Below are 12,682 nucleotides of genomic sequence, written 5' to 3' on the forward strand. Positions count from 1 at the left end.
TTATTTGCACAAATAATTTCATACAAAATAATCAAAAAATGGTAACGTTTACTTAAAATATATCCTGTTTATCATATTTATTACTAAATTCGCTCGCATTTAATAGACTAATTTTATGACACATTTCAATTTCAAGAAATGGAATAACATCATCGGATGGATCGCCTTTGCCATCGCTTTTATCACCTATGCTTTAACCATTGAACCTACAGTAAGTTTTTGGGATGCAGGTGAATATATTTTAACCTCTTCTAAGTTACAAGTTGGTCATCCACCTGGAGCGCCATTATTTCAAATGATAGGTGCATTTTTCTCCATGTTTGCTTTGGAACCATCCCAAATTGGAGCCATGCTGAATATGATGAGTGCCGTATCAAGTGCCTTTACTATCTTGTTCATGTTTTGGTCGATTAGCCTATTATTGAGAAAAATTGTTGCCATCTCTGATCCTAGAAAAGAGACTGAAACTTCAAACGTTTTATCGAATAATCAGTACATCGCCATTCTGGGCAGTGCTTTTGTAGGGAGCTTGGCTTTTACATTTACAGATTCGTTTTGGTTTAATGCTGTAGAAACAGAAGTCTATGCCATGGCCACCTTAATCATGTCCATCTTGTTCTATCTCGGCTTGCGTTGGGAACAAGACATGGACAAACCAAGAGGTCATCGATGGCTCATACTCATTGCCTTTGTCATTGGATTATCATTTGGTGTGCATTTTATGGGACTTTTAACGATTCCTGCCTTGGGATTGATCTATTATTTTAAGAACTATAAAACCGTAACCGTTAAAACCTTTATTTTGGCGAATGTGATAGCGGCTGCGATACTGCTTTTTATCTTTAAACTCTTATTGCCAAATGCCTTAAGACTTTTTAGTGCGTCGGAAATTTTCTTTGTAAACACCATTGGGTTACCGTTTAATTCAGGATCGATTATTGCCGGAATTGTGGTCATCGCGCTTTTCTATTTCGGTTTAAAATACACAAGAGATAAAGGTTATAAATATGCTAACACACTGACCCTTTGTTTGATTTTTATATTTATTGGTTTCTCGTCTTGGATCATGCTTCCCATTCGTGCCAATGCTAACGTGATCATCAATGAAAACAATCCATCGAGTGCTCGTGAACTTTTAGCATATTACAACCTGGAGCAATATCCAGAAACACATTTGTTTTATGGACCATTATTTACAGATCAATATTCTGGATTAGATAAAAACAATCCGTACTTGGATGACAAACCTAAGTATGAAAAGGATGAAGAAAAGGGCGAGTATGTGATTGTCAATGAATGGAAAAACGCCAAACAAAATTACAATTCCAAGCATGCCGCTGTACTTCCGAGAATGTGGAGTACAGAACATGCCGAAAATTACATGATGTTCACAGGCTTGCTTGATTTTAAGATCAAACCTGAATATCAAATGGATAATGACGTTCGAGGCTTGGTCAACAAATTCCGTAAAGAAGTCGCACAAGGTAAAGTAGACTACGAAGATTATAATAGCTTCTTGAAACAGTTCGGAAGCACTTATTTTGATGTAGAAAAACCTTCTTTTGGTGACAACCTATACTACATGATTGATTACCAATTTGGCTATATGTATTGGCGTTATTTTATGTGGAACTTTTCTGGAAGACAAGATGATATTCAGGGTAAATATGATGACCTTCACGGAAATTGGATTAGTGGTATCGACTTTATTGATGAATGGCATTTAGGAATGTCTCAGGATAATTTACCGAGTGACGTGGTCAATAATAAAGCACGAAATACGTATTATATGTTGCCCTTAATTTTGGGTATCATTGGGTTTTTATTCGTGTTGGCGAAAGACCCAAAACGATTTTGGGTACTGTTGGTATTTTTCCTTTTTACAGGATTAGCCATCCAGTTCTATACCAATGTAAGACCTTTTGAACCAAGAGAGCGCGACTATTCCGTCGTAGGCTCTTTCTATGTGTTCGCTATTTGGATTGGTTTTGGCGTCTATGCCATCTTTGATTTTCTAAAACGATTTGTCAGTTCTAAGTTTTTGGCTCCAGCCATTACCTTAGTTTGTCTCGTCTTGGTACCTGGTATTTTAGCTGCTGAAAACTGGGATGATCATGACCGTTCTGAAAAATACACCGCTCAAGCTATGGCTCGAAAATATCTCGAATCTTGCGCGCCAAATTCTATTTTATTTACCATTGGTGACAACGATAGTTTCCCATTGTGGTATCTACAAGAAATTGAAGGCGTTAGAACCGACGTAAGAGTCGTTAATACCAGTCTTTTTCAAACCGATTGGTATATCGATCAAATGAAACGGAAGGCTTATGAAAGTGACCCCATTCCTTCTCAATTAACGCATGATCAATATAAATTTGGAACTCGGGATTACATCATGAAAAATGAAATTACAAGAGATACCTTTTTAATTAAAGATTTTGTCGATTTTGTTTCGAGTGAAGACCCTAAATACAAACTGCGTTATGCGCTGAAAGCGATGGGAGAAGACACCTCTCTTTACCCTAAGCAATTACTCAATTCTAACTATATGCCAACAAGCCATATCAGAGTTCCTGTTAATGTAGAAAACGTCTTGGAAAATGGTATTGTACAACCTAAGGATGCAGATAAAATTGAACCTTATTTAGATATTACCATTAAGAACAACGGTCTTTATAAAAACCGTTTATTAATGTTAGATATCATCGCCAATAATGATTGGGAACGTCCTATTTATTTTACGGGTGGTGCTTTTAGTGATGAAGATTATATATGGATGAAGGATTATTTACAATTGGATGGTCTTTGCTATAAATTAGTACCTATAAAAACACCTGTGGATAGAGCAAATCCGTTTGATATGGGACGTGTGGACTCAGATTTGATGTATGAAAAAGTCATGTCTTGGGATTGGGGTAACAGTGGTAGTGATGAGATTTATCACGATGTTGAAACGCGTAAGAACGGCATCACCTACCGTGGTAACTTAGCACGATTATTAGAACAACTGATCCAAGAGGATCAATTAGATAAAGCTGAAAATATTGCCGATTTAGCTATGGAAAAAATGCCCGTTGATAAGTTTGGGTTCTATACCCTTTTAGACCCATATATTAGCGGCTATTACGAAATTGGAAATAAGGAAAAAGCTAGAAAACTCTACACCGACGTTGCTAGAAAATATCAAGAGAAATTAAAATATTGGAGTGGGCTTTCTATTGAAAACCAAACACATTATTTGGATGAAATTGTCACTGATATTGAATGGTATCGTAATTTAGTGGATATCTTGGTCATCTATAATGACAAAGAATTTGCCATGCAAGAAACAGAGAAATTCAATAATTACCTGAAACTCTTTAAACATTTCACAGATGAAGATGACGCTGAAGCCACTCCACCGCGTGAAGAAAGAGATATTCCGAGAGATACAATAGACACTATTATTGGTGTTGAATAATTAAAAATGTGAAAATTGCGCTAGTTAAAACGCCTTCAGTGGCTAAAAAAATGTTTCCCAATTACACTTGGGATATAGCAACGAATCGCAAAGAAATATTTTTAACTTTTGATGATGGTCCAACACCTGAAATAACCAACTGGACCTTAAACACATTAAAAGATTTTCATGCTAAGGCGACCTTTTTTTGTATCGGAGAAAACATCCTGAAGTATCCTGATATATTCCAAAACATCCTAAACGAAGGGCATGCCATTGGCAATCATACTCAGCACCATTTAAAAGGTTGGCGAACAACAACCAAAGATTATATTCAGGACGTTGAAACTACTCAGATTATTATAAATAAACTGCACAAGAACCATCCTACCCAAAGCAAACTCTTTCGCCCACCGTACGGCCGAATCAAACCAAAACAAGCCAAACAACTATTGGCTTTAGGATATCAAATCGTGATGTGGGATGTACTATCATTTGACTGGAACAATGATGTTTCAGAAAAGACTTGTTTAGACAATGTTATTTTAAAAAGTAAAGAAGGAAGTATTGTCGTTTTTCATGACAGTATTAAGGCGAAAAAAAATATGGCGTACACCCTTCCAAAAGTTTTGGAACACTTTACTTCTAAAGGCTTTGAATTTAAAACCTTACAAAGCTCTATGGCTTAGAGATACTCTTGTACAATACCAATTAAAGTGTTGGCATCTTGTTCGCCACTATGACGCCATTTCATTTCACCATTTTTGTAAATAATCAATGTTGGTAAGCCTTTTACGCGCAATGCTTCGGCCAATTCCTTGTTTTTATCAACATCGATTTTAATGACTTTCGCCTTGTCACCAAGAGCAGCGGCAACATCTCTCATCACAGGATGCATTGCTGTAGATTGTTCGTTCCATTCAGTAAAAAAATCTAACAGAACAGGAATATCGACATCTATAAGTTCCCCAAATTTTGACATACATTAAAGTTTTAAGTCAAATGTGTTACTACAAATATAACATTTCCTTGCAATTAAGCATTATTTGAGCCCTTTTTTAAAGTGATGACTGTTACCTCTGGCCAAATACCCACGCGACCTGGATAACCAAGATAACCAAACCCTCTATTCACATTTAAGTATTTATTGAATTGCTCATACATACCAGCCCAATGCTTGTATCGCCATTTCACAGGACTCCATTTTACCCAACCTGGAATTTCAATCCCGAATTGCATCCCATGTGTATGTCCGCTTAATGTCAAATGGTAATGGTAATCGTCGTGCAACACACATTCATCCCAATGGCTTGGATCATGACTGAGCAAAATCTTAAAATCGTCGGGACTTATGGCTTCAGCTGCTTTCTTTAAATCACCTGCTTTTTTAAACCCACCTTTACCCCAATTCTCAACACCAACAATAGCAATACGTTGGCCATCTCTTTCGATATAGCGACTTTCGTTGAGTAATAAATCATAACCCATTGTTTTTTGTATATGAGCTAAATCGGCTAAATTTTGAGCCTTAGCATCAGGTGACGGCCAATCAATATAATCGCCATAGTCATGATTCCCTAGAATGGAATACACACCATCCTTTGCTTTTAATTGGCTAAATAAATCGGCCCAAGGCAACATCTCGTCTGCTTTATTATTGACCATATCTCCTGTAAACATAATCACATCTGATGCTTGTTGATTAATCAAATCTATGCCATAGGCTATTTTCTTTCTATTGTCAAAACTTCCAGAATGGATATCACTAATTTGCGTAATTCGATACCCATCAAAAGCTTCAGGTAAATCCTCAAAATGCAGTGCATATTCTAAGACCCTAAAACGGTACTTACCTCTATACATACCATATAACAATGATGCAAAAGGAATCGCTGCCAACCCAACGGCTATCTGACTAATAAACTTTCGTCTAGAGGGTAAATAAAACGTTTCTTTCGTGGTCACCAATCGGTCATACAAACCTAAAACGGCTCTTATGATATCTTCACCAATTAATATGGGTATAACGACAAGATTAAAAGACATGAATGCCAATAAAAATCCGAAGGCATAACTTTTGGACGGACTAAGGACACGACCTTCAGAACCCACCAAAAATTGATAGATAAAATTCCCTGCAATGAGTACGGCTACACCAATAAAAATATACTGAATGACATTTGATTTGCTTATTGTTTTAATGGCTTGAAAAGCGTAAACGGAAGTAACAATGTAAATCAAAATAAGGATAACTCCTCTGTACATAAAAAATCTTTTTTCAAAGATAACTCATTTTAAAAAGGAACTCATTCCATAAAATATATTTAACGATACCTTAAGATTTACTATCTTTTCCATCAAATTAAAAATCGTACATGAAATATCTGTCATTTGTAAGTTTTATATCACTTCTTCTGCTCAACTGTAATTCTACATCAAACCCAGAAACATATCATCACGACAAAGCCCTAACTTCCTATGTCAACCCGTTTATTGGCACTGGAGGACATGGCCATACCTATCCTGGTGCTACAATGCCATTTGGAATGATGCAACTTAGTCCTGATACACGATTAGATGGCTGGGATGGTTGTTCTGGCTATCATTATAGTGATGAATATATTTATGGGTTTTCGCATACACACCTTAGTGGTACTGGAGTTAGTGATTATGGTGATATTTTGTTGATGCCAACCAACAAGGTCAATTTCAATAATGGCAGTGATGAACAGCCAGGATACCGTGATCATTTTTCTCATGATAATGAAATCGCCGAACCAGGTTTTTACAAAGTGCATTTAGATAGTACGAATATTGATGTAGAATTAACGGTTTCCCAGAGGAGTGGTATACATAAATATCAGTATCCTTCTTCTACGTCGCAATTTGTTATTTTAGATTTAGACCATAGAGATCAATTATTAGAGTATAAAATCAAGAAAGATAACGATTCTACTATTTCTGGTTACAGACATTCCAAGGCTTGGGCTACAGATCAAAGGCTCTTTTACACCATCCAATTTTCACAACCTATCAAGTCAATCGTTTATGAAGATCACGATGAAATTGTGTCAAAAAATTATAAATATCAAAGCAAGAAAGCAGCGATTGAATTTGAAAATCCTAATAACGAACCACTGATTGTGAAAGTTGGTATTTCAGCTGTTGATGAAACTGGAGCGAAGAATAATCTGCAACAGGAAATAGGTAACGCTTCTTTTGAGGCTATAAAAACCGAAGCTCAAAACATCTGGGAAAGCCAACTTCAAAAAATTAAGGTCAGTTCTGAAAATACAGCATATAAAACCAATTTCTACACGGCATTATACCATACCATGTTGGCACCAAACTTATATCAAGATGTAGACGGTCGCTATCGAGGAATGGACTTGAATATTCATCAAACAGACGCGTTTGATTATTACACTGTTTTTTCCCTCTGGGATACCTATCGTGCTGCACATCCATTATATACCATTATCGAACAGGAACGAACCAATGACTTTATCAATACGTTTTTAGCTAAATATGATGAAGGTGGAATCATGCCCATATGGGATTTAAGTGGTAATTACACAGGCTGTATGATAGGTTACCATGCGGTTCCCGTGATTTCTGACGCCTATATGAAAGGACTTAGAGCTTACGATGTTGATAAAGCACTGGAAGCTATGGTGCATTCTGCCACAAGAGATAAGTTAGGCCTGAAATCTTATAAAAAGTTTGGTTTCATCCCAGTAGAAGAAGAAAGTGAATCGGTATCTAAAACCTTAGAATATGCCTATGATGATTGGAGCATTGCCCAAATGGCAAAGGCGATGGGAAAAATGGATGTTTATGAAACATTTAGCAAAAGAGCACAGTACTATAAAAATGTCTTCGACCCTGAAACTCAATTTATGCGTGGGCGTTTTCGGAATACGTGGTTTGCACCTTTCGATCCTTATGAGGTAAATTTTAATTACACGGAAGCCAATTCTTGGCAGTATAGTTTTTATGTGCCACAAGACATTTCGGGCTTTATGACGCTTTTAGGAGGTAAAGCACAACTAGAAGCACAGCTAGATAAGTTATTTACGGCTGAAACTGAAACCTCGGGTAGAAATCAGGCCGATATCACAGGTCTTATTGGTCAATATGCACATGGTAATGAGCCTAGTCATCATATGGCCTACCTCTATAACTTTGTCAATAAACCTCATAAAACACAAGAAAAGGTTCATCAAATTCTAACCGAGCTTTACAAAGATTCGCCGGATGGCATTTCTGGCAATGAAGATTGTGGCCAAATGAGTGCTTGGTATGTGTTTTCATCTTTAGGATTTTATCCAGTGACACCAGGATCTAACGATTATGTTATTGGGACTCCTCTTTTTGACGAAGCGACAATTCAATTAGAAAATGGTAAGCAATTTAAAATTATAGCGCATCAATTGAGTCAATCTTATAAATATGTGGAATCTGTTCTTCTCAATGGAGAACCACTTCGAAAAACAGTTATTCAGCATAAGGACATCATCAATGGCGGCACTCTTGAGTTTGTGATGACCAATACACCCGCTATTTGGGGAAGCCGTCACAACGAGGAACCAATGACTAACATTGAAGAGCATCTGATTACTCCGGTGCCATTTATAGCAAAAGGTGATGTGGCTTTTAAAGGTCAGACAGAAGTTCATTTAGAAAATGTAGACCGCGAAGCCTCTATTTATTACAGTTTGGATGATGCTGAATTTTCAGCCTATGAAAAACCGATAACTATTTCAGAGCCTGCGACATTACGAGTGTATGCTGAAAAGCACCAAATTAAAAGTGCCACTGTAGAAACACACTTTTACAAAATAGATCCAAATTTATCTATCAAGTTAGATACCGAATATGCCAACCAATATAACGCTGGAGGGAATGATGCACTCATTGATGGTATCATAGGAACCCAAGATTTCAGAACAGGGACATGGCAAGGATACTGGAATGAGGATGTGGTGGCCACCGTCGATTTAGGAAGCCTAAAACCCATAACACAAGTGAGTTTGAATTTCTTACAAGACCAAGGTGCTTGGATCTTTTATCCAACAGCTGTAGAATGCTTAGCATCCAAAGATGGTAAGGAATTTCAGCTTATTGATCATATGGAAATAGATGCTGCCAGTAAAATTGATGAGCCCAATATTAAAACAATGACCTTCGACATTCCGTCTGAAAACTTTCGCTATATAAAAATAAAAGCTAAAAAAATGGGAGAACTTCCAGAATGGCATCTAGGATTTCCTGATGATGGAAGAAGCTGGATTTTTGTGGATGAAATTTCAATCAAATAAATTAAAACGCACATGAAACGCAGACACTTTATTAAAAATGCCTCATTAACTGGAGTTGTTTTAGCCGTTGGCTCATCACTCACAAATTGTGTAGAAGCGACATCTGAAGAAGCGAAGGCTGAATCTGTAGCTATGGCTGACAATTCCGAAGCTACTTTACCATTAGTCATTGCGACCTGGCATGTGGAAGCAGCGACAGCTAAAGCGATGGAAGTTCTTCAATCTGGTGGTAACGCACTGGACGCTGTTGAGCAAGGTTGCCGCGTGGAGGAGGCAAACGAAAAAGGACAGTCTGTTGGCAAAGGAGGCCTACCAGATCGTGATGGAAACGTTACTCTAGACGCTTGTATTATGGATAAACACGGTAATTGCGGATCTGTAGTTTATCTGCAGAACATCACACATGCCGTTTCCGTTGCACGAAAAGTCATGGAAGACACACCTCACGTGATGCTGGCTGGAGAAGGTGCGAAACAATTTGCGCTATCTCAAGGGTTTGAAGCTGAGGACTTATTAACTGAAGCTTCCAAAGAAGCTTGGGAAAAATGGAAAGTGGAAGCTAAATACAAACCTATAATAAATATTGAAAATCATGACACCATAGGCATGTTAGCCATAGATAAAAATGGTGATATTTCAGGAGCATGCACTACAAGTGGTCTTGCTTATAAAATGGGAGGCCGTGTGGGAGACTCTCCGATTATAGGTTCTGGATTATTCGTAGATAACGAAATTGGCGCAGCCGTTGCTACTGGATTGGGCGAAGAAGTGGTTAAAACAGTTGGTAGTTTTTTAGTTGTTGAACTTATGCGACAAGGTAAATCTCCTCAAGCAGCTTGTGAAGAAGCGATAGGACGCATTGTGAATAAACCTAATAGCAATTACAAGGATTTTCAAGTAGGGTACATCGCGGTCAACAAAAAAGGTGAAACTGGCAGTTATTCTATTCATCAATGGTTTAGTATGACCAAATATCAGGATGGCAAAAATGAACAGATACAATCCGATTATTTTAATAAATCTTAAAATGATTACTTTAGTACATCTAATTTTTCTAAATACTTGAAATTTGAAATACCTTTACTTTGGCTTAGTCATTTTTTCACTTTCACTTCAGGCGCAAACGTCGGCTAATTCTCAAATAGTTGTTATTGATTCTTTGCTCGCCTCCGTTGATTCTATGGAGGATAACTTCGAAAAAATTAGAACATTAACGAGTAATGCTGGCAGGTTTCGGTACTCAAAAGAGTCGCGCGTTTTAATTGACAAGGCTATAGCCATTTCGGAAACCTATCAAGACCCTAAATTATTTGCCAATTCTTATTATTCCTTAGGTAATTATTTCTTTTATAATAGTGAGTTGGACTCCGCTGAAATTTATTTAGACAGATCGTTATCATACGTGAATGATCAAACAATGCCCTTTCTAAGAGCTTCCAATCTTATGACAAAAAGTGGTGTGTATCGCAAACGAGGAAACATTGCGTTGGCACTAGCTACCATGCTTAATTCCAAACGTGCATTAGACAATATTGACACGCTAAAGCTTGATGAAGAGCAACGCTACAAGTTCAAAGGGGAAAGTTTAGTTTTAAATAATTCTTTAGCGAACTACTACAACCAAATGGAAGAGTTCGACAAAGCACTAGACTACTATAACAATGCCTATGAATCGGCTATGGCATTGAAGTCTTACGTAAACGCAGGCATTATAATTTCCAATAAAGGAGAGTTACTCTTAAATAGAGGACAATTTCAAGAGGCCTTAACGTTATTTCAAGATGGGAAAGTGCTTAAAGAAAAAGGTAAGGCACCTATGCGATTCGTCATGAGTTCTGTTTTAAACATTGGCAATGCACTGTCCAAAATGGGACAATATGATAACGCACTTCAACAACTAAATCTAGCACATGATTACTATGAGACTAATGATATCAAAGAGAACCTGATCATTGCAAAAAACTATCGAGGGAATTTATATCTAAAAACTGAACAATTTAATCTTGCTATAGAAGATTGTGAAAACGGAAAAACCTTAGCTCTAGAAAATGGCGACTTAGAATTAATTTCTGATGCTTGTGAGTGCCTAACAAAAGCATATGAAGCCACAGGAACTTTTGATAAAGCCTTAGAAAACTATCAATTGTTAACGAAGACTAATGATTCCATTTTTAATGAAAACACCATTAAAAAACAGACGCAACAAGAGATGCAGTATGAGTTCAACAAAACGCAAGAACTAAATGCATTGGAACTAAAAGCAAAAGAGAATGAAAGTAAACTCTATTCTTATTTAGCAGCATCTGGACTCCTCTTAGCACTGGTGTTGGGATTCTTCTTTTATAAAAACAGAAAAAAGAACACGCAGTTAGCCAAACAAAAATCACTTTTAGAAGCCACAATTGATGAGAAAAATGTGCTTTTAAAAGAAACGCACCATCGTGTTAAAAACAGCTTTCAAATCGTTTCTAGTCTGTTGTATCTTCAATCTGAAAATGTCGAAGATAAAGAGGCTAAAATTGCCATAAAAGAAGCCGAAAATAGAGTAAGGTCCATGGTCCTTGTGCACCAAAAGCTTTACAACAAAGACGAATTGGTTGGTATTGACGCCAGAGAATACATCAGTGATCTCGTGAAAGATATTTTCGAAAGCCACCAATTTGAAGGCGAGCCTATTACCTATCATCTAAATATTGAATCTTTGGTTTTGGATATTGAGACAATCACGCCATTAGGTCTTATATTAAATGAATTGATAGTGAATACGATCAAACATGCGTTCCAAGGAATTGAACACGACAAAACTATTCACATTCATTTTTCAAAAGAAAACCAACAGCTCGTTCTTAAGGTCATTGACAACGGAAAAGGGTTTGAAGGAGACATTAAACAAACATCATTTGGAATTACACTAATGAAAGCGCTTTCTAAGCAATTAAAAGCGGATCTCAAATATAACTCAGTTCCTTCGGAAGGTACTGAAGCTATTCTAAGCATATCTAACTTTAAAGTTTTGTCTTAAATTTCGCTAAAAAAAAGATGCAACTCACTAAATTTTTAAGCGATTCAACCTGATAACCGCTACCTTTTAAACTGAAAAACACCTATTGAAAACACCAAGGATATACATAGTAGAGGATGAACCATTAATTGTGTCTACCATCGAAACTGCTCTGAGAAAGAATGGTTATGAGATTGCGGGTGATGCCGACGATTATGGCTCGGCAATAAAAGACATAGAAGCAATTCATCCAGACTTAATTTTGTTAGACATTCAGCTCAATGGACAGCAAGATGGTGTTGATTTAGCCGAAATATTAGATGATAAACAAATACCCTACGTGTATTTAACATCACAAACAGATCCACAGACTGTTAATCGCATGAAATTGACCAATCCATTGGGATATATTGTTAAACCTTTTACAGAGCACAGCTTAAGAAGTCAGTTAGATTTAGCTTGGCACCATCATATCTCAAAAAATCCAGAGTTTATCACCTTAAAATCTGACGGACGCATGTATCGGGTGAATTTAAACGATATTCTATACCTTAAAGCCTTTGACAATTACTGCTATGTCCATACCACTACCCGTACTCACCTGGTACCGCATACGTTAAAACATATGTTAGAAGAGCTAAAGGGTGATCAGTTTGTAAAAACACATCGCTCCTACGTGGTCAATATCAATCAAGTTGATGCGGTTCAAAACAATAAGTTATTCTTAAAAACGGAACCAATTCCTTTAAGTGCTACTCAAAAAAGCTTGGTCTTGAGTAAATTAAAGCGTCAATAAAACAGACCATCTGCACTCGCTAAAAAAAATGAGGAGTTCACTAAAAAAATAATTAGAAGTCTTCGCTTTTGAATAGTTTTAACTAACTATTAATCAGAATTTTAAACGCATTTACCAATAACAAC

Annotated in this window: 8 protein-coding genes; 6 read left to right on the forward strand and 2 right to left on the reverse strand. The window is 36.8% G+C overall.

The features are described from left to right. Positions 1–115: 115 nt before the first annotated feature. Positions 116–3,460, forward strand: coding sequence for a glycosyltransferase family 117 protein (locus ACU8DI_RS12565; protein ID WP_447113132.1), 3,345 nt, complete (start codon positions 116–118; stop codon positions 3,458–3,460). Between the two features lie 8 nt (positions 3,461–3,468). After that, complete coding sequence (locus tag ACU8DI_RS12570) at positions 3,469–4,128, forward strand: polysaccharide deacetylase family protein (RefSeq protein ID WP_447113133.1); 660 nt, start codon at positions 3,469–3,471, stop codon at positions 4,126–4,128. Here the strand turns inward: ACU8DI_RS12570 and ACU8DI_RS12575 are convergent. Both ACU8DI_RS12575 and ACU8DI_RS12580 read right to left on the reverse strand, forming a co-directional pair. After that, positions 4,125–4,421: a thioredoxin family protein gene (locus ACU8DI_RS12575; protein ID WP_047548241.1), complete on the reverse strand. Its 297-nt coding sequence runs from the start codon at positions 4,419–4,421 to the stop codon at positions 4,125–4,127. The two genes, ACU8DI_RS12570 and ACU8DI_RS12575, sit on opposite strands and share 4 nt — an antisense overlap. A gap of 53 nt (positions 4,422–4,474) precedes the next feature. Further along, on the reverse strand, positions 4,475–5,704 hold the full coding sequence (locus ACU8DI_RS12580; protein ID WP_447113134.1) for a metallophosphoesterase: 1,230 nt from the start codon (positions 5,702–5,704) through the stop codon (positions 4,475–4,477). A 110-nt stretch (positions 5,705–5,814) separates the two neighbouring features. Here ACU8DI_RS12580 and ACU8DI_RS12585 point away from each other — a divergent pair, with 110 nt between their 5' ends. From ACU8DI_RS12585 to ACU8DI_RS12600, 4 genes are all read left to right on the forward strand, one after another. Continuing rightward, on the forward strand, positions 5,815–8,760 hold the full coding sequence (locus ACU8DI_RS12585) for a GH92 family glycosyl hydrolase (protein WP_447113135.1): 2,946 nt from the start codon (positions 5,815–5,817) through the stop codon (positions 8,758–8,760). A gap of 12 nt (positions 8,761–8,772) precedes the next feature. Further along, positions 8,773–9,786: an isoaspartyl peptidase/L-asparaginase family protein gene (locus ACU8DI_RS12590; RefSeq protein WP_447113136.1), complete on the forward strand. Its 1,014-nt coding sequence runs from the start codon at positions 8,773–8,775 to the stop codon at positions 9,784–9,786. A 43-nt stretch (positions 9,787–9,829) separates the two neighbouring features. Continuing rightward, on the forward strand, positions 9,830–11,782 hold the full coding sequence (locus ACU8DI_RS12595; RefSeq protein ID WP_447113137.1) for a histidine kinase dimerization/phosphoacceptor domain -containing protein: 1,953 nt from the start codon (positions 9,830–9,832) through the stop codon (positions 11,780–11,782). A gap of 85 nt (positions 11,783–11,867) precedes the next feature. Then, positions 11,868–12,557: a LytR/AlgR family response regulator transcription factor gene (locus tag ACU8DI_RS12600; RefSeq protein ID WP_447113138.1), complete on the forward strand. Its 690-nt coding sequence runs from the start codon at positions 11,868–11,870 to the stop codon at positions 12,555–12,557. Positions 12,558–12,682: the final 125 nt, after the last annotated feature.

This window comes from Psychroserpens sp. BH13MA-6, from assembly GCF_052983595.1.